A 17,825-nucleotide genomic window follows, 5' to 3' on the forward strand; every position below is an offset into this window, starting at 1 on the left:
ATCCACGTGTCAACCAACGCAGTCCGCAATAACACGGAAAACTCAGCCCCCGTATTCGAGTTTGTTCAGTCAGTCAGTAAAGTGACCGCCGGAACCATACTCAGCATGACAATGCTTGCCAGTTCCGTAGTCGCTGGTGGACTGGTTGGCTTAGCGATCAGCTTCCGCAATTTGCCAGATGTTCGGATCTTGCAAACCTACTCTCCCACAGAAACTACCCACATTTACGACATCAACGGCAAGCCCCTAGCCAGCATCCACGACGAAGCCAACCGGGATGTCGTACCCCTCAACCAAATCTCCCCCAACCTGAAACGAGCTGTTCTGGCGATCGAAGATAGCAACTTCTTCACCCACAAAGGCATCAACCCCGGCGGGATAGCCCGAGCTCTCATAGTCAACCTAGAGAAAGGTCGAACCGTGGAAGGGGGCTCGACTATGACTATGCAGCTAGTCAAGAACCTGTTTCTTTCTCCCCAGTCAAAATTTAGTCGCAAGGTAGCTGAAGCGGTAATGTCTATCCGCTTGGAGCAAATTCTCAACAAAGACCAAATTCTGCAACTATACCTGAATCAAATCTACTTAGGTCACAACTTGTACGGCGTAGAGACAGCCTCTCGAAGCTATTTCAACAAGTCAGCAGGTAATTTGACTCTTTCAGAAGCAGCGATGCTGGCCGGCTTAATTTCTGCCCCCGAAGAATACAGTCCTTTCGTCAATTACAAGTTGGCAAAAGAGCGGCAGGAAATCGTTTTAAACCGCATGAAGGATCTTAAATGGATTACACCGGCTCAAGAGACAGCAGCCCGCAAGGAAAAAATTAAGCTAGGCAAAATTACCTCTTTTGGTGGCTCTCAAGTTCCTTACGTAACACAAGCCGTAGTCCAGGAACTGACTAGGCGTTTCGGGCGAGATGCCGTGGTTAAGGGAGGAATGCGCGTTCAAACCACGATCGACCTCAAAATGCAGCGCATAGCCGAAGAAACAGTCAAAGCGTGGCACAATCGGCTTTACTACCAAGGGCTGTTTTACGATCGCGACGAAGGTCAAATTGCCCTAGCCGCCGTCGATCCCCGCACCCACTTCGTCAAAGCAATGGTGGGCGGCGTCGATTACGAAAAGAGTCAGTTCAACCGCGCCATTCAAGCACGCCGCCAGCCCGGATCTTCTTTTAAACCTTTTATCTACTACGCTGCCTTTGCTAGCGGCAAATACGGCCCGGATTCAGTTGTCTACGACTCCCCTGTCGGCTACCGCGACGGCGACGGCTACTACTACCCTCAAAACTACGGTGGCGGCTTCTCCGGTGCCGTCAGCATCCGCAGAGCTTTGGAAGTATCTCTGAACATTCCCGCCGTCAAGCTTGGCCAAGAAGTCGGATTGAATAAAGTGATTGAGATTTGCCGCGTACTCGGCATCAGAAGTCCGATGGAACCGGTGGTTTCTTTGCCCTTGGGTGCCGTTGACCTCACTCCTTTAGAAATGGCCGGAGCTTTTGCTACCTTCGCCAACAACGGCTGGCATTCTGACACCACGTTTATCGTGCAAGTAACTGACAGCAGCGGCAACGTCTTGCTCGACAATACGCCTAAACCCAAATTAGTTCTCAATTCCTGGGCTGCGGCATCTGTCAACAGCGCCCTGCAAGGGGTAATTACCAGCGGAACGGCAAGGGCGGCTCAACTTGGGCGGCCGGCTGCTGGGAAAACTGGTACAACTTCTTCAGAACGGGATATCTGGTTTGTGGGTTACGTACCGCAGTTGTCCGTGGCTGTTTGGATGGGCAACGACAATTATAGACCGATGAGCTACGGTGCTACTGGTGGTACTATTGTCGCCCCTGTTTGGCGTGATTTTATGAGCCAAGCTTTGGAAGGTGTTCCCGCAGAAAGTTTCAAACCTCCTTCATCTTTTGAGCGGCCTTAATTATCAGTCATTAGTCATTGGGCATTGGCCAAACAGGGCATTGGGCATTGGGCATGGGGAATACTTTCTTTTTCTTCCTTCTTCCCTCTTCCTTCTTCCCTCTTCCCTCTTCCTTCTTCCCTCTTCCTTCTTCCTTCTTCCTTCTGACACTAAGACTGTTTTTCCAGCTCAGATTTCATCCGCTCCAGCGTTGAGTTCATTTGATCGAACATCTGCTGGGGCGTGATGCCAAATTGATTGAGCTGTGTTTTTAACTGCTCTACAGTCATCTGAGCCATGAAGTCCTCAGACAGCTCGAAGCGCTTCATAAAAATACGGTAGCGCTCCATCATTGATTCCATCTGAGCGATGAACATTTTCTTGCCTTCGCGATCGAATTTCCCGTAATTGCCACCTAGTTTGATGAGAGATTGATAGTCTTCAAACAACAGCTTGGCTTCTTGCTGAACAATTTCTGAATCAAAAAATCCCATAGCTTTCCTAATGTTTTAATATTCTACTAATTTTGATCTAGGCGAGAAATCCCGCTGCTTTTTGTACCATTTTATCAGTTGCCGGAGGAAGTCCCTACCCCTTAAGGCACAAGAATAAGTAGAAATTTCCGTACAGCATAAGGGATGGGCATTGGGCATTGGGCTGGCGATGACAACAGTCAACTGTCAACTGTCAACTGTCAACAGTCAACTGTCAACAGTCAACTGTCAACAGTCAACTGTCAACTGTCAACTGTCAACTGTCAACTGACTTCAAACTTCCCCGATGCGTTCTAGAGGCCAAAACCGCACTACAGCGCGGCCAATGATGTTCTGCTTAGGTAAAAATCCCCACCTGCTGGAGTCGTTGCTGTTGTTGCGGTTGTCTCCCATCACAAAGTATTCATTTTCTGGGACGCGAAAAGGTCCCCACTGGTATTTAGGAGGTTCGGCAATATATTTTTCAACGAGGGGTTGGTCGTTGAGATAAACTAAACCTTTTTTAACGGCGACGGTTTGACCCGGTAAGCCAATTATCCGCTTGATGAATGCTTGGTCTTGGGTAAAGCCTTCTTCTTGCAACTTTTCCGGGGGAGTAAATACTACGATGTCGCCAGTTTTTGGAGGTTCGAGGTAGTAGGAGATTTTTTCGACTACGACGCGATCGCCCACGTGCAAAGTAGGTACCATAGAATCTGAGGGTATGTAGCGCGGTTCGGCGACCACGGCTCGAATCACTATTGCTAAACTCAAAGCAATAATCACTATCTGAAGATTTTCTCGCTGCGACTTCCACGCTTTCTGCCACCAGCTTTCAGGCGGATTTTCTGCTACTTGTGTACCCAACTTATTTTTTTCAGATGTCATGAAAGTCCTCGCTCAATAGTTGCCATTAATTATCTGATTAAGCTCGCTCAGCATTTAAATTGCATTTCAAGAAATAATCAAACCATGAGCTGGTAGGACACGCGAACCCGCCCGAAATATACAATTTAAATGCAGTACAGCTTACCATTGAAGTATGTCACTCTTAATTACTAGACGTGCAGTGCAGGCATTCGCAAACAATCTTGAAAAGCATCTGCGTTGCATCTGTTGTTTCCCTATCAATCAAAGATTTATGCTATAACTCTCCTCTTGATATTAACTCATAAAAAAGGCAGAGAATTTAAATTCTCTACCTTTTTTATGTGAGGATTTTGAGTTGTTTGCGACTGCGAGATTGGTGATTTCCAAACTTAACTCGCGATCGCACGCCACTCAATCTTACTCAGCGCCTTGGGGCAGCAATTCCCGCTTTTGACCTTGCAGCACCTTAACAATTCCGTCCTCGCCCACATCCACAACAGCGGTGTCGCCGTCTTTGATGCGTCCAGAAAGGATTTCCTCAGCCAAACTGTCTTCCAGCAAGCGCATGATGGCGCGGCGCAGGGGTCTGGCTCCGTAGCTGGGGTTGTAGCCTTCTTCTACCAGCCGTTCTTTGAATTTTTCGGTCACTTCCAGGGTGATTCCCTGTTCTGTCAAACGACCGAACACTTCTTTGAGCATGATGACCGCGATTTCCTTGACCTCTTCCTTGTTCAACTGACGGAAGACGATAATTTCGTCGAGTCGGTTGAGGAATTCCGGGCGGAAGTAGTTTTTGAGTTCTTCGTTAACCAAAGAACGAATGCGGTTGTAATTAGCATCGGCTTGGTTGTCGCTGAACTCGAAACCGAGACCACCGCCACCTTTTTCAATCACCTTAGAACCAATGTTTGAGGTCATAATTAGCAGCGTGTTTTTGAAGTCCACGGTGCGACCTTTGGCATCTGTTAATCGGCCGTCTTCCAATATTTGCAACAGCATATTGAAGACATCGGGGTGGGCTTTTTCGATTTCGTCGAACAGCACGACGGTGTAAGGACGGCGGCGGACTGCTTCTGTGAGTTGGCCGCCTTCGTTGTAGCCGACGTAGCCTGGAGGAGAACCGATGAGTTTGGAGACGGTGTGCCGTTCCATGTACTCCGACATATCCAGCCGAATCATGGCGTCTTCGGAACCGAAGAAGTAGCCTGCTAGGGCTTTGGTGAGTTCGGTTTTGCCGACGCCGGTAGGCCCGGAGAAGATAAAACTGGCGATCGGGCGATTGGGATTTTTCAAGCCAACGCGAGCGCGACGGATGGCGCGGGAAACGGCTTTCACTGCTTCTTCCTGGCCGATCAAGCGCTGGTGCAAGGTATCTTCCATGTGCAGCAGCTTTTCGGATTCGGATTCGGTCAGTTTGTTGACCGGGACCCCCGTCCAGCTTGCCACGATTTGAGCGATATCTTCTTCGGTGACTACTGGCGATGGGTCGGTTTCGCCGGTGCGGGCCGAGTCGGTTTTTTTGGCTTGGGAAATTGCGCGAATTTCGGCTTTGATGGTCATTTCCCGATCGCGCAATTCGCCGGCTTTGTCAAAGTCTTGAGAACGCACCGCTTCGTCTTTATCTTTGAGGACTTGGCGCAGTTCTTTGTCAAGTTCTTTGGCTGCGGGGGGCAGTTGCGAGTTGATCAGGCGGACTCTGGAACCTGCTTCGTCTACCAAGTCAATGGCTTTGTCTGGGAGGAAGCGATCGGAGATGTAACGATGTGAGAGTTTGGCTGCAGCTTCTAGGGCTGTATCCAAGATTTTCAGCTTGTGGTGCTGTTCGTAGCGTTCCCGCAGACCGAAGAGAATCTCGATCGTCTCGTCAACGGTGGGTTCGCCGACCATGACGGGCTGGAAGCGCCGTTCTAGGGCTGCATCGCGCTCGATGTGCTTGCGGTACTCGTCGAGGGTGGTAGCGCCGATACACTGGAGCTCGCCTCTTGCCAGAGCCGGCTTGAGAATGTTCGCTGCGTCGATCGCGCCTTCAGCCGCACCTGCACCGATCAAAGTGTGCACTTCGTCAATCACCAAAATCACGTTACCCGCTGTGCGGATTTCGTCCATGATTTTTTTGAGGCGTTCTTCAAATTCGCCCCGGTATTTCGTCCCTGCAACGAGCAAGCCGATGTCGAGAGTGACGACGCGCTTGTCTTCCAGGATGTCTGGGATGTCGTTGTTAGCGATGCGCTGGGCCAGGCCTTCGGCGATCGCGGTTTTACCGACTCCGGGTTCCCCGATTAGCACCGGGTTATTTTTGGTGCGGCGACCGAGGATTTGAATTACTCGTTCGATTTCTTTTTGGCGTCCGACTACTGGGTCTAGTTTGCCATCGACCGCCATTTGAGTCAGGTTGGCGCCGAATTCGTCGAGGGTTGGGGTTTTGGTGCGGGCACCGCCGCCAGTGGCTGCGACTTCTGCGGTTTCTCCCAGCATCCGAATAACTTGGGTGCGGACTTTCGACAAGTCTACTCCCAGGTTTTCTAAGACTCTGGCCGCTACTCCTTCACCTTCGCGGATCAGACCGAGCAGCAGGTGTTCAGTACCTATATAGTTGTGTCCGAGTTGGCGAGCTTCTTCTAGGGATAGTTCTAGAACCCGCTTGGCGCGGGGAGTGAACGGAATTTCGACTGCTACGAAGCCGGAACCGCGACCGATGATTTTTTCCACTTCAATGCGCGCGTCTTTCAGGTTGACGCCCATTGATTTGAGGACTTTCGCTGCAACCCCGGTTCCTTCTCCGATCAGACCCAGGAGGATCTGTTCTGTCCCTACGAAGTTGTGACCCAGGCGGCGAGCTTCTTCCTGGGCCAACATGATTACTTTTATTGCTTTTTCTGTGAAGCGTTCAAACATGATTTATTCCCATCACCTGCTGCTATGTGCCCGTTTCGAGGTCACGCTCGCACAACGAGCGTTTGTGTTCGAGTGTTAACTCGTACTGCTTATTCTAGCGCGACACTCCCAACCTATCTGCCGCACTCGGCTGCGGTTGCAGATTCCAGGCTCATGTTGCAGGGTGGCTTTCAACTGGGAAGACCCAAATGGTGGCTGACCTACAACCTCCCCTAGACTGCAAGAAGATTGCTCTTCTCGGCCCGTGCCCAACCTACGACTGCGTATTGATGGATTCTAGCATAATCTTTTTGGCTGTCATGCAGGTGCAAAAGTGATAATTCTCGAAGTACAGGCCGGGTTTTGCACAAAACTTATTAGTTAGATGGGCGATCGATCCCCTAAACTCATCCTTAACCTGCAGCCCATATCTAGAATTTGTTGTTTTGGGAGGGCGAGAGCGAGCTGGGCTTTCTTTATCTAAAATTTTGTCTCAGATCCGTTGGGAATTTGGGTAGTCTTCATGTTGTCAGTTGTGCGATCGCTCCTGCATCAATTAGTGAGGTAATGACTATCTGGCGCGGTGAGTTTTTTGGCTAGATGGCACTGTTTAGTGGAGAACCAAGTCCGGTATCGATCGCCGCCGTTGACGATTTGCAAGTTCTTGTTATCTACTCGGATGCTGTAAATACGATGATTGAACGTCAACCCAGCTTGGGGCGCGAGATATGTCAAATTATCGAAGCGCGAAGCAAAGCGGTAAATATGGCCGGGCAGGCAGATGTTTAGTCCAATACTGAGGTTGATTCCCTATGAGGATTTTGAACTAAATTGATATGGAGTAACCCATTATTTATCAATGCCAGTTAAATGCACAACAAATTACATTCAAAACTCAAAACTATCGCTCGCCAAATGCCATTTTCTCTGATGCAGCCGATCGCACATCTGCACTTTCTCAACCGCCAAATATCGCTGAAATTCCGGTTTTTCCAGACCGCTGCGCCACATTACCAGAGCATCTTCTCCGGTGTCTTCGTAGTATCGTTTGCGCCGTCCAGCCTCTTTAAACCAAAATTTTTGGTAAAGAGAAACTGCCGCTAAATTAGATTCCCGCACTTCTAAGGTTGCCCGTTCTAATTGTCTATAGTTAGCCTTTGTTAGTAAAGCCCAAAGCAGAGCTTGTCCTAAACCCTGACGTTGAAACTGAGGATGAATCGCCAGCATTATAATGTGAGCTTCTTCTAAAATTGCCCACAGACAACCCAAATCAATGAGGGTTGGCGGAATCAGTAGGGGCGGTGTCCCGGTGCTCGCCCCGTTTTGAGTGGCCCAGAAAAGTTTTAAGTTTTGAGTGCTGGAATTTTCACAAGACTCCAGGGAAGTGAAAAATTTGGCTGATTCCGAGTCCCCGGTTTCCCAACTGGCACATGGTGGGGATCGCGATCGCCAGCCCCCTCAAGCTCCGAACAGCGGAAATTTTTCTCAGATCCACCGCGATCGGCGTATTATGAAGAAGCTTTCCTCAGCTCCACCTGTTATGGAGGGATCTGCCAAAACAATCTGCCTATCCCCCTGTATTGATGTAAAAGCAATCTCTGACTCATGACTACCCCATTTCATAAAGTTGGCTTTGTCTACGTCCTCACCAATGACTCAATGCCGGATTGTGTCAAGGTTGGGTTTACTTCCTGTTTGCCTGAGGATCGGGCTAAAGCTCTTTACACCACAAGTGTTCCGGAACCCTTTGAAGTAGCTTATCGTACAACTACGTCATGGCCTCAATTAGTGGAGCAAAGAGCTCACGATCTTCTTGATGAATATCGGGTTAACCGAAGGCGAGAGTTTTTTCGTGTCAAAGTAGAAGAAGCGATCGACGTGGTTCGTCGTGCGCTTGTTGACGTAGCAGGTATTGATAGCTGGAAACATTCGGAAAGACACTTCTTGTCAGATAGAGATCGAGCCTCATTGACACTAAAGTCTGGACAAGTATTTGCTCTCCTTAGTTATAGAAGTCTTACAGATATGATGGTAGGCAATGCCGAAATTATTGATCTTTGGCAGGCTCATTCAAATGGTGACCTTCTTGAGATTTACGGAGCTGAGTCACCTAGCCAAATTTCAGGGTTGAGTGATAGTGATCCCGGAAGTACTGATGATCCTGTTCCATATCTTGACCGTAAGAGAACCGTCGCTAATGGTCTAATTAACGGTCGTGAGCGTTTAATGCCTGGTGAAAGACTTGTATGGCTTCCCACGCCTGGAGATGCGGAAGACGAGGCCAGTGTGGTTTTTGAAGCCAAGAGTCACTGTCAGATTGTAAGCAGAACTTGGAGTCCTGTTTTAGGACCACATGGCTTCCCTCTTCTACTTAATGACTTTTTGTACAAGAATTTATGGCCCAAAGCCCAGCACTCAGTTCGTGAAGCTCTCTCGCTCGGTATTCCCCGTAGTTGGGTTCCACGACAGGATAGTGATCCTACATGGCCAACAATTGGTTCAGATCCGCCAACTCCTGATTACTGGTTGCCTCAGCTCAAGGTGAAATAGTCGGATACTAGGCTGGTAAACATCAGACCTCTTGCGGAATTAAGATTTCTCACCTATTTTTAGCTCATAGTTATAAATTCCTGCTAGCAGGTTTACTCGCAATCCAAATCTCTTTCTTCTATTTCTATAACGGCTATAGCAATCCTAATTAATTTTCTAGGCACACAAAACTTGAAACCCTTGCTCTACATGGAGTCTAGCAATACAATGGATCGTTATATCTTGAGACTCAGATCGGATTGCTATAGATAAAATGGTGATAAATTGACGGAATTTTATCAACTTGGCAATATTCCATCTAAATTCAATACATTAGACCTCTTGTAAAAGTAGGCGAGGCGATCGCGAATTTCCCCTTCCCATTTAGCTAAATCTTCCTCAAACTCTGGATGATGAAGACCACCCCGCCAGAGAATCAAAGCATCTTCCCCCGTATCTTCATAGTAGCCACGTCTGCGTCCAGCTTCCTGAAAACCGAACTTCTGATAAAGAGATATAGCGGTCAAATTGGACGATCGCACTTCTAAGGTTGCCCGTTCTAATTCTCTATAGTGAGCCTTTTTCAGTAAATCCCAAAGCAGAGCTTGTCCTAAACCCTGACCTTGAAAGCGAGGATGAATCGCCAAAATTGTAATATGAGCTTCTTCTAAAATTGCCCACAAACAACCGATACCAATGAGAGTTGGCGGAATCTGTAGGGGCGGTGCCCCCGTGCCCGCCCGGTTTTGAGCTGATTCACAGTCGTCAGTTTCCCATGTCCAAAGACCTAATAAGTCGCTGTTAGGACTGCCTAACTCACGCCCATAGCCTTCTAAAGTCCAAAGTCCGCCAAAACACAGCCGATCGAGTTCGACTGCACTGTTGAGGTGTTCTGCCGCGAGATGTTTAATTTGTAGAAAACGCACAGCCGATTTTAAATTTTAGATTTGAGATTTTAGATTTGATCATTACTCACTGCAAGGATGCGGAGTTCGATCGAGTCTCAGTCAGTCAGCCTGCTTGCGGAATGAATCTGGGGGCAACTGACCCAATTGCTTGCGGTCAATTGTACACTGGGAAAGACCGTAAGGATAGTTATTGCGCGATGGTATCAACTCAATCTTTCGGGGTCGAATCGGGACTTAAGTATCTGTCTGAGTCGAAGCCGACCCTGCAAAATCGATCGCCCAATCAAGAACTGTTACCGCTGACAGCCAGTGTTAACAGCAGCGATCGGTTGGAAATCGGAGGCTGCGAGGTGACAGCTTTGGTGGAGCAATTTGGCTCGCCGTTGTACATTTTAGACGAAGAAACGCTGCGGGCGGCTTGTACCCAGTACCGGGATGCTTTTAAGCGTTACTATCCGGGCGAATCTCAAGTGCTCTATGCTTCTAAAGCTTGGAGTTGTTTGGCAGTTTGCGCGATCGCAGCTTCGGAAGGTTTAGGCATAGATGTCGTATCCGCCGGAGAAATCCACACTGCACTGCAAGCCGGCATCAGCCCCGACAAAATCTACTTCCACGGTAACAACAAGTCCCGCGAGGAACTACAGCTAGCTGTCGAAAACGGCTGCACTACCGTAGCCGACAATTGGCGGGATTTAGAAACTCTAGCAGAGTTGGGAGAAGTAGGTGTCAGCAGCCTCACCGGTGGGCCGACACGAGTTATGGTGCGGTTTACACCTGGAATTGAGTGTCACACCCACGAGTACATTCAGACGGGTCAAATCGACAGTAAATTTGGCTTCGATCCCAACTCGCTCGATCGAGTATTTACTTTCATCAGCCAACAGCCGCCGTTATTTTGCGTGGGAGTACACGCTCACATCGGCTCTCAGATTTTTGAACTGCAACCCCATGACGATTTAGCCGAAGTCATAGTTCAGGCCTTGACAAAAGCACAGAGTTATGGTTTGCCAGCAACAGAAATTAATATTGGCGGTGGGTTGGGCATTCGCTATACTGAAGCGGACGATCCTCCTAGCATTGAAGATTGGGCTCGTACTATTTGCAAGGCAGTGGTAGCAGCTTGCGAGCGGCAGCAATTGCCCTTGCCTAAATTGCTTTGCGAACCTGGTCGATCGCTCGTGGGTACAGCTTGCGTTACAGCTTACACCGTTGGCTCTAAAAAAGTCATTCCGGAAATGCGGACGTATATAGCTGTCGATGGCGGGATGTCGGACAATCCGCGTCCTATTACCTATCAATCAGTTTATCGAGTCCTCGCAGCCGGCAAAATGTCTGCTCCCTTAACGGAAACAGTGACAATTGCTGGGAAACACTGCGAATCAGGCGATGTTCTGATTAAAGATGCCAAATTGCCAGAGTGTGGGGCCGGAGATATCCTAGCCGTTCCGGCTACAGGGGCATACAATTACAGCATGGCTTCTAACTACAACCGAGTGCCCCGACCGGCAGCGGTTTTAGTTAGAAATGGGGAAGTTAACACGATTATACAGCGGGAAACTTACCAGGATTTGCTGAGGCTTGACCGCCTTCCTGAACGACTCGGAGCTCAAAAGTTAAAAGTTAAAAGTTAAAAGTTAAAAGAAAGACAATCCATGTTTACTTAGTGATGATTGCCTTTTCACTTTTAACTTTTGCCTTGTTCAGTCACGCGATTAGATTGACACTCCCCGGTCTAAAAACACGGGGATTTTCAGCATATTCCTTATAACAACTGTTCATGGTTCATGGGTTCGAGTGCATCACGGTTCGCGGTTCACAGGCGGTAGCGTTCGATGAACCATGAACAATCAACAATCTGGCTTTGACTTGACCCTCGTTCAGTCCTTATTGATTCAAGGGATCGATATTGGACTGGTTTTTGCCCTTGCGTATTTGGTGCTCGTCATTGTTGGCGAGCGCAGAACGCTGTGGATGGTACGGGGATTTATTATTTTGATGCTGGCGGCGGCGGTGAGCAACTGGGCTGGATTGAGGCTATTGCACGTTGCCCTCAACAGCTTGGTGACTGGTTCGGCTGTGGCAATGGCGGTCATATTGCAGTCGGAGTTTCGCCGATTTCTGGAACAATTGGGTCGGGGGGAATTTCGGCAATTGTTTGGACGCGATCGCCGACCAAATCCCGAACCGGACAGCGTAATAGATGAAATTGTGGACGCAGTAAAAGAACTTTCGCAAAACCGCACGGGCGCTTTACTAATTATAGAAACAGATTCTCCGATCGACGATCGAGATTTTTCGGTGCCCGGACTAAAGCTAAATGCTGAAGTTTCTAAAGAATTGTTGCAGACAATCTTTCAGCCGCAAACTTTGCTGCACGACGGAGCTGTTTTGATTCGAGGTTCGCGGATCGTGTCGGCGGGGGTAATTTTGCCTTTGTCCGATCGCAGCGCGTCGCGGCAGTTGGGAACCCGCCACCGGGCGGCGATGGGGATTACGGAACGGGTGCAAGCTTGCCTGTGCGTGGTAGTGTCTGAGGAAACGGGTTCTATTTCTTTAGCCCAGATGGGAATGTTAAATCGACCTTTGACTAGCAGCAAACTTAAGGAATTGCTGGAAGCAAAGCTGTTTCCGTCCGAGGGAGAAAGAGTTGTGGCTCCAATTCCGATCGGCAATCTCGGACGCCAGATAGGATTGAAGGGAGTGACGCTATTAAAACGGATACTGCGCCGTTAGTCGGGTAATCGGGAGAAACCATGAGTCAAGGAATTTGCTTGGAAAAGTTGCCGGAGGATCTGCAACAAGAACTACTGCCTAAGCACATAGCAGTGATTATGGACGGGAACGGGCGCTGGGCTAAGAATAAGGGGTTGCCGCGGATTGCGGGGCACCGCCGAGGAGCTAGCACTCTGAAGGAACTGCTGCGCTGCTGCAAAGATTGGGGGATTCCAGCTTTAACGGCCTATGCTTTTTCGACGGAGAATTGGGGGCGGCCGGCCGGAGAGGTCGATTTTTTAATGAGTTTGTTTGAGGGAAAGCTGCGGCAAGAATTGCGGGAGATGGTGGACGAGGACGTGCAAATTCAATTTATGGGGAATTTGCAGGCTTTGCCGAAGTCTTTGCAAGCCGAAATCGAGCGTTCTGTGACGGCCACTCAGCACAATCAAGGGATTTTGTTTACGGTGGCGACGAATTACGGGGGGCGTCAGGAGATTGTACAAGCTTGTCGGGCGATCGCCACTCAGGTGAAAGAGGGCAAGTTGCAGCCGGAGGAGATTGATGAGGTTTTATTTAAACGCTATTTGTATACTGCTGATGTTTGTGACCCGGATTTGCTGATCCGGACGAGCGGGGAAATGCGGTTGAGCAATTTTCTACTATGGCAAATGGCTTATTCCGAAATTTACATTACTGAGACGCTGTGGCCGGATTTTGATCGATCGGAGTTTCACCGCGCTTTGTCTACTTATCAGCAACGCAACCGCCGATTTGGCAAAGTCTAACGATTTTGGATTTGGGATTTTAGATTTTAGATTTTTTGGTTGATTTTTCAGTTTCCAAGTAGATATCGATTCTGAGGGAGCATCTCCATGAAAGTAAAAAACGTTTTTACGAGCTGCGAGCGTCCCCCTCGCACTCCCATGTAAATGGTTGCACGCTTGATGCTCCGGATTCTTACCTGGATTCCCCATCTAAAATCTAATACCAATTTCACTCATCTCCTGCTCAACATAACGATTTTAGGTTTTAGATTGGAGGACAAATCTCAACTCTCAAATGTCAAATCAAATTAGGGGCCGGAGAAAACGGCTGCTTCAATGTCCTGACGTGAGAGGGAGTATTTGAATGCTCGCTGAATGTCTTGGCCGTCGGCTCCAGCATCGATGTAGCGGACGGTGAGTTGGTCAATATCGAGGGAGAGTTCTGCTTTCCATGTAAGTTGCTCGATCTGCCAGCAGTGAAGTTCTCGCTGATCTTGCTGGCAGCCGCGGCTTTTGAGCCACTGCTCGATTTCCGGGAGTGGATGGTTGTACAAAGGAGTGTCAGCGGAAGGAAGAGTCATAGGATTTTAGATTTTAGATTTTAGATTTTAGGTTGGGGATTTCGGATTGAGAATTTCCGATTTTAGATTGGAGATGTGAGATTTGACGCTTTAATTGCCGCGAATTAAGCCTATCGCGATCGCGAGTACCAAACATCCGATTAAGCTAGCTCCCATGATAAACAGAGCGAACATTTCTCCGGGGGAAAGAGGTCGATCCGTGGGATCTAGGTAAGCGGAGTTGTAAGTTTTTTTGCCCGAGCCCGAAACCGGAGTATTGAAGCCTGGGGGTTGCCCAATCACGGTCTGGCGAGAATAGCCTATTTTGAGGTCGTAGGCGAGGCGACGTTCTGGGTTGCTGAGGGTGGCGTAGGCGTTGTTGAGCTGCTGAAATTTGGCGGTGGCGACTGCGGGCGGCAGCTCGGTGGTATCGGGATGGTAGAGTTTGCTCAGTTCCCGGTACGAGCGCCGAATTTCGATCGCTGAGGCTGAAGGATGCAGCCCTAACAAGCCGTAATGAGTGGAACCCAAGGGGGTTTTGCCGGGTATTTTCTGACTTTTGTTTTTTGCAGTTGCCTCGTTTCCTGCCACCGAAGCCCCTCTCTGCCTATTGTTAATAATATTTGGTTATTTTAGCTGAAATATGAAGGAAGAGGAATTAACCCCAGAGGGCGCAGAGAACGCAGAGGGAAGAGGGAAGAATTCTAAATTCTCCCGTTCTTCGTCTGTTTCTGCTGTCACGCTGTTTTTTATTCTTTATTGGGGTTGACTTTTTCGGAGGAATGTGAATTGGCAAGGGCTAGCACTGGGGCGTCAGTGGCTTCTGGTTGATCGATACTGTGTTCGCCGTCGATCGGAAGTTGGCAAGAAATCAACTCTGTCACGATGCGATCGCCCAGAACATCTTCCCAATCCTGCAACTGTTCTCTGGCTTTGATCGGTGTATTGAGAGCCACGTCTACGCCCATTTGCTGAAGGTTGAGGCTGTGGGCGGCAGATCGGCGGTTGACACACTCCACCAGCCAAACGCTCAATCCGACTGCGGCCATCAAAGGCAAGACAATCCGATAATCGCGGGTTAATTCAAACATCAATAGGATGGCTGTCAGCGGTGCTCTGGCGCTGCCGGCGAGGACGGCGGCCATTCCCACCATTGCGTAGGCGGGAGGGCCGGCGACTCGATCGCTCATTGCCGGCAGCATTTCCAAAAAGAGCCCGTAAGCCGAACCCAGGGAAGCTCCCAAAAACATCGCCGGAGCGAAGATGCCGCCCACTAAACCGCTGCCGAGGCTGATTGCGGTCATCGCCAGTTTGACAAACAGCAGCAGCAGCAGCAAAGGCAAGGAAAATTTAACATCTTGGAGCATTGCTTGGACTGTTTCGTAGCCGACACCCAAAATTTGAGGCAATTGCAGGGCGACTAAGCCGACGCAGGCCCCGCCGATGATGGGGTGAAGCGGCCGGGGCAGTCGTCCGAGCCAAGCAAATCCTCGGATTTTTCCTTGAAAACAGCCCTCGGCCAATTGAATTGCTTCTGTGTACGCTAGGGAGACTCCGCTCGCCAAAAGTCCCAATCCCATGTACAGAGGCAGTTCTAGGGGGCTGCGGACATCGTAGATCGGCAAAGAAAAGGCCGGCTGAGCTCCCAAGCAGATTTGAGCAATCAGCGCGGAAACTACGGCGGAGAGCAAGACAACGCTGACTGACGAAGTAGCGAAGGTGCTGCCGAGCACGACTTCTAAAGCAAAGAAGACTCCGGCGATGGGAGAGTTAAACCCGGCAGATAAACCAGCAGCAGCCCCCGCGCCCAGGAGCAAGCGCTGCCGTTCAGGGGAGAGCTGTAAGACTTGAGCCAGCAGCATTCCGAAGTTGGCGCCGATTTCGACGCTGGGGGCTTCCGGGCCGAGCGAGGCGCCGGTGCCGAGGGAAACTGAGGCTGCCACCATTTTGGTGATTGGTTTGAGGGGGGAGAGTTCTTGCAGCCCGCGGGTGGCTGCAATTAAGGAAGACATATTCGGGCCAAAATCCCGAAACCGCCAGCGCATCAGCCCGATGATGACTCCGCCGAAGGTGGGAATGCAGGCTAGCGTCCAAGAGCCTTTCGACGCGATCGCCCCCATGAAGTCTTCCAGCATCAGGCTGTGGATGAAGTGGATGAGGTAGTGAAACGTGACGACGCCTGCGCCCGTAACTCCCCCGATGACTAGGGAGAGGATGAGCAAGAGGGTTTCTGGACTCGGGTGCAGGCGATTGAATAGCGGGCTTAGGCGGGAGGCTTGGGGAGTTGCTGCGGTTGGCCCGGGTGGCGGCAGATCCACAGGATGGGTGGCTCTCATTTAGCGGTTAATTCTTCCGTGAGGAGTTATATAATTATTACAATTTATTTCTTATTTTCATTTTGAGTTATTTTACGGGAATTGACAACTTAATTAAGGCCTATTTTAGGGAATTTTTTTGGGCTGACCACTGGGGTGGAATGACTGATTCTGAGGAGCGGCGGATTTGGCGTGATTGTATGCTAAGTTACATTCAAACTTAGATATACTCTGGCGATAATGCTAATTAACTATATTTACCCTGTGGGTGGTTAGGCCGATCGCATCAGTGAACTACCAATATCATATAACTCAGTAAAAAACAACTTTAAAATTAAAGAATTGGCGATTTGAGATTTTACCTTACAACCACAAATCTCAAATCTCCAATTTTAAATCCCTCGCTCGCGCCTACTATCACATCGGTTGTTGAGTGGGCGGAATTCTTGGTCTGGGTTTGGCGATCGACATTAGCGGATCGCCGATGGTGGCGACTTTCCAGGGAGGGGATTCTAGCTGGCGTGCTGCGATTAAAAAGGGTGAGCCTCGCTTCAGGCGATCGACCATTAATTTAGGTGGAATAAATGCCGATAAAAAAGGTTCGTTGACGCTGCCGACATAGGCGTAAGCACCATTTTCTAGCCACCTTCCAGCAACGGTGTTTTTGTCATCTGGGGCGGCTGCTGACCAACTGTGGATCATGTGGATTGCTGCGGGAAATAGGAGTTTTGGTATGTCCTCAACTGAAGCGTCGCCGTTGCCGACTTGAAATGATTTTGGATAGCCTTTGGAATTCATTAATATTAAGTCAAATGTCCACGGTTTTGAGGCTAAACTCCGCCACTTTTCCAGGCTCGATTCGGGTTTCTGCACTACTTCGACATTCAAACCTATGGTTTTTAGTCCGCTAGCGGCCGCCTCCATTTCATATTTCCCCCAATTTCCTTCCTTGGGGTAACTGTCATAAAGCATGGCGGTTTCGCTATCGAGAAATATGGCACACATGGCTTGATAGATCGATCGTACTTCGGAGCCGTAAATCCAGCCGACAGCCGCCCAGCGTTCGCCGTTGGGGTGCCGTCCCAAACCGTCGGTAACGGCTAGTTGTTCGTCGGGTTTTTCAGGAGATTGATATTTGACTGCTAGTTGGCGTACAATGGTTATTGTGTCGATCGGGTCGGCGAGTTGAGAGTAAAAATATCCGGTTGATTCGACAGCTTTTGTAACTGCTAGTTGCAGACTTTTCCACTGTGTGTTATTGAGGGTATCGTTAGGTTTTCCGAAGTTGCCTTCTAGAAAGACTAAAGGTTGGCCGTGAGCGGCTGCTAAAGCAACTGCTGCTGAGCGTGCGGCGTCATTTTCTGATGTGATTACTACTCCTGGGGGTTCCCAGCCGAGTTGCGTCCATTGTGCCTTTAAGGTTTGAGTATCGGTGGCATTCCAAGCTGCTGCTGAGGCGTTCAGCATTAATTGTTGGAGTTTTTGATTTTTTGGCAGTTGCTGTTTGATGCTTGGCAAACGCACGATTTCTTGGGGTTGAAAGCGCTGCAAAAACATCGGCGTATATTTTTTGTCTTCGATGAGAATAGGCCAGTTTCCTTTGAGATTCCATTTTTGGATTGCTGCTAAGAAGGTGGCTTCGTCGGGTACTAAAACTACGCGGTTAACTGTTGGTATGTTGGATCGGAGGATGGCTGCTCGGAGGCCTGTTTGAATTGGCCAGGGTTCTTGTTTGGCTGAGGCGGGAAGTTGAAAGGGTTTTGTGAAAATGCGATCGCACCCGATACCGATTGTTGCTAGGATGGAGATAAGGGCGATCGCGAGTAATTTAAATTTTAACTGTTTTTTCATAGGGGCAGGGGAAGGAAGGAACTAGGTTATAAATACGAACAATTATCCAAATATTTTTAGG

General features: G+C 49.2%; 15 protein-coding genes and 1 pseudogene. 6 read left to right on the forward strand and 10 right to left on the reverse strand.

Features of this window, described 5'->3' with window-relative positions:
• Nucleotides 1-6 precede the first annotated feature (6 nt).
• Nucleotides 7-1,926, forward strand: coding sequence for a transglycosylase domain-containing protein (locus tag QUB14_RS05505; RefSeq protein ID WP_333215702.1), 1,920 nt, complete (start codon nucleotides 7-9; stop codon nucleotides 1,924-1,926).
• Nucleotides 1,927-2,075: 149 nt separating this feature from the next.
• Here QUB14_RS05505 and QUB14_RS05510 read toward each other — a convergent pair whose 3' ends face one another.
• The 3 genes from QUB14_RS05510 to QUB14_RS05520 form a co-directional block, all read right to left on the reverse strand.
• Nucleotides 2,076-2,399 (reverse strand): DUF1825 family protein, encoded by a 324-nt coding sequence (locus tag QUB14_RS05510; RefSeq protein ID WP_190661255.1) that lies wholly within the window; start codon nucleotides 2,397-2,399, stop codon nucleotides 2,076-2,078.
• A 273-nt stretch (nucleotides 2,400-2,672) separates the two neighbouring features.
• On the reverse strand, nucleotides 2,673-3,266 hold the full coding sequence (gene lepB / locus QUB14_RS05515) for a signal peptidase I (RefSeq protein ID WP_190733779.1): 594 nt from the start codon (nucleotides 3,264-3,266) through the stop codon (nucleotides 2,673-2,675).
• A gap of 399 nt (nucleotides 3,267-3,665) precedes the next feature.
• Nucleotides 3,666-6,143 carry an ATP-dependent Clp protease ATP-binding subunit gene (locus QUB14_RS05520; RefSeq protein WP_190733781.1) on the reverse strand — a complete coding sequence of 826 codons (2,478 nt, stop codon included), beginning with the start codon at nucleotides 6,141-6,143 and terminating at the stop codon, nucleotides 3,666-3,668.
• A gap of 579 nt (nucleotides 6,144-6,722) precedes the next feature.
• On the opposite strand from QUB14_RS05520, the gene QUB14_RS05525 reads away from it, so the two are divergent.
• Nucleotides 6,723-6,911: a hypothetical protein gene (locus QUB14_RS05525; protein WP_333215705.1), complete on the forward strand. Its 189-nt coding sequence runs from the start codon at nucleotides 6,723-6,725 to the stop codon at nucleotides 6,909-6,911.
• Between the two features lie 99 nt (nucleotides 6,912-7,010).
• Here the strand turns inward: QUB14_RS05525 and rimI (QUB14_RS05530) are convergent, their stop codons facing one another.
• Nucleotides 7,011-7,391 carry a ribosomal protein S18-alanine N-acetyltransferase gene (rimI, locus tag QUB14_RS05530; RefSeq protein WP_333215707.1) on the reverse strand — a complete coding sequence of 127 codons (381 nt, stop codon included), beginning with the start codon at nucleotides 7,389-7,391 and terminating at the stop codon, nucleotides 7,011-7,013.
• Nucleotides 7,392-7,727: 336 nt separating this feature from the next.
• Between rimI (QUB14_RS05530) and QUB14_RS05535 the strand changes: the two genes are divergently transcribed.
• Complete coding sequence (locus QUB14_RS05535; RefSeq protein ID WP_333215709.1) at nucleotides 7,728-8,672, forward strand: GIY-YIG nuclease family protein; 945 nt, start codon at nucleotides 7,728-7,730, stop codon at nucleotides 8,670-8,672.
• Nucleotides 8,673-8,711: 39 nt separating this feature from the next.
• Here the strand turns inward: QUB14_RS05535 and QUB14_RS05540 are convergent.
• Nucleotides 8,712-8,804, reverse strand: a pseudogene (locus QUB14_RS05540) (IS5/IS1182 family transposase); the annotation flags it as partial.
• Nucleotides 8,805-8,950: 146 nt separating this feature from the next.
• A complete protein-coding gene (gene rimI, locus QUB14_RS05545; RefSeq protein ID WP_190661249.1) occupies nucleotides 8,951-9,577 on the reverse strand; it encodes a ribosomal protein S18-alanine N-acetyltransferase in 627 nt (208 codons plus the stop codon).
• Nucleotides 9,578-9,756: 179 nt separating this feature from the next.
• Here rimI (QUB14_RS05545) and lysA point away from each other — a divergent pair, with 179 nt between their 5' ends.
• The 3 genes from lysA to QUB14_RS05560 all read left to right on the forward strand — a co-directional run bounded on the left by lysA (nucleotide 9,757) and on the right by QUB14_RS05560 (nucleotide 13,059).
• Entirely contained in the window at nucleotides 9,757-11,190 is a 1,434-nt protein-coding gene (lysA, locus tag QUB14_RS05550; protein WP_333215796.1) for a diaminopimelate decarboxylase, read from the forward strand.
• A 208-nt stretch (nucleotides 11,191-11,398) separates the two neighbouring features.
• Complete coding sequence (gene cdaA, locus QUB14_RS05555; RefSeq protein WP_333215711.1) at nucleotides 11,399-12,292, forward strand: diadenylate cyclase CdaA; 894 nt, start codon at nucleotides 11,399-11,401, stop codon at nucleotides 12,290-12,292.
• A 20-nt stretch (nucleotides 12,293-12,312) separates the two neighbouring features.
• Nucleotides 12,313-13,059: an isoprenyl transferase gene (locus tag QUB14_RS05560; RefSeq protein WP_172185480.1), complete on the forward strand. Its 747-nt coding sequence runs from the start codon at nucleotides 12,313-12,315 to the stop codon at nucleotides 13,057-13,059.
• 287 nt (nucleotides 13,060-13,346) lie between these two features.
• Here the strand turns inward: QUB14_RS05560 and QUB14_RS05565 are convergent, their stop codons facing one another.
• The 4 genes from QUB14_RS05565 to QUB14_RS05580 all read right to left on the reverse strand — a co-directional run bounded on the left by QUB14_RS05565 (nucleotide 13,347) and on the right by QUB14_RS05580 (nucleotide 17,764).
• Nucleotides 13,347-13,619, reverse strand: coding sequence for a DUF3143 domain-containing protein (locus QUB14_RS05565; protein ID WP_190661245.1), 273 nt, complete (start codon nucleotides 13,617-13,619; stop codon nucleotides 13,347-13,349).
• Nucleotides 13,620-13,709: 90 nt separating this feature from the next.
• Nucleotides 13,710-14,189, reverse strand: a complete 480-nt coding sequence (locus tag QUB14_RS05570) for a J domain-containing protein (protein ID WP_333215715.1) — start codon at nucleotides 14,187-14,189, stop codon at nucleotides 13,710-13,712.
• Nucleotides 14,190-14,347: 158 nt separating this feature from the next.
• Nucleotides 14,348-15,934 carry a chloride channel protein gene (locus QUB14_RS05575; protein ID WP_333215717.1) on the reverse strand — a complete coding sequence of 529 codons (1,587 nt, stop codon included), beginning with the start codon at nucleotides 15,932-15,934 and terminating at the stop codon, nucleotides 14,348-14,350.
• 396 nt (nucleotides 15,935-16,330) lie between these two features.
• Entirely contained in the window at nucleotides 16,331-17,764 is a 1,434-nt protein-coding gene (locus QUB14_RS05580; protein WP_333215719.1) for a hypothetical protein, read from the reverse strand.
• Between the last annotated feature and the right edge of the window lie 61 nt (nucleotides 17,765-17,825).

The organism is Microcoleus sp. B3-D2, from assembly GCF_036705345.1.
Classification (GTDB): domain Bacteria; phylum Cyanobacteriota; class Cyanobacteriia; order Cyanobacteriales; family Microcoleaceae; genus Microcoleus.

Excerpts from the sequence above, each read along its gene's own strand:
- QUB14_RS05535 (WP_333215709.1), top strand. The coding sequence starts at position 7,728 with ATGACTACCCCATTTCATAAAGTTGGCTTTGTCTACGTCCTCACCAAT.
- cdaA (WP_333215711.1), top strand. The coding sequence starts at position 11,399 with ATGAACAATCAACAATCTGGCTTTGACTTGACCCTCGTTCAGTCCTTA.
- lepB (WP_190733779.1), bottom strand. The coding sequence starts at position 3,266 with ATGACATCTGAAAAAAATAAGTTGGGTACACAAGTAGCAGAAAATCCG.
- lysA (WP_333215796.1), top strand. The coding sequence starts at position 9,757 with ATGGTATCAACTCAATCTTTCGGGGTCGAATCGGGACTTAAGTATCTG.
- QUB14_RS05560 (WP_172185480.1), top strand. The coding sequence starts at position 12,313 with ATGAGTCAAGGAATTTGCTTGGAAAAGTTGCCGGAGGATCTGCAACAA.
- QUB14_RS05520 (WP_190733781.1), bottom strand. The coding sequence starts at position 6,143 with ATGTTTGAACGCTTCACAGAAAAAGCAATAAAAGTAATCATGTTGGCC.
- QUB14_RS05525 (WP_333215705.1), top strand. The coding sequence starts at position 6,723 with ATGGCACTGTTTAGTGGAGAACCAAGTCCGGTATCGATCGCCGCCGTT.
- QUB14_RS05565 (WP_190661245.1), bottom strand. The coding sequence starts at position 13,619 with ATGACTCTTCCTTCCGCTGACACTCCTTTGTACAACCATCCACTCCCG.
- QUB14_RS05580 (WP_333215719.1), bottom strand. The coding sequence starts at position 17,764 with ATGAAAAAACAGTTAAAATTTAAATTACTCGCGATCGCCCTTATCTCC.
- QUB14_RS05575 (WP_333215717.1), bottom strand. The coding sequence starts at position 15,934 with ATGAGAGCCACCCATCCTGTGGATCTGCCGCCACCCGGGCCAACCGCA.
- QUB14_RS05510 (WP_190661255.1), bottom strand. The coding sequence starts at position 2,399 with ATGGGATTTTTTGATTCAGAAATTGTTCAGCAAGAAGCCAAGCTGTTG.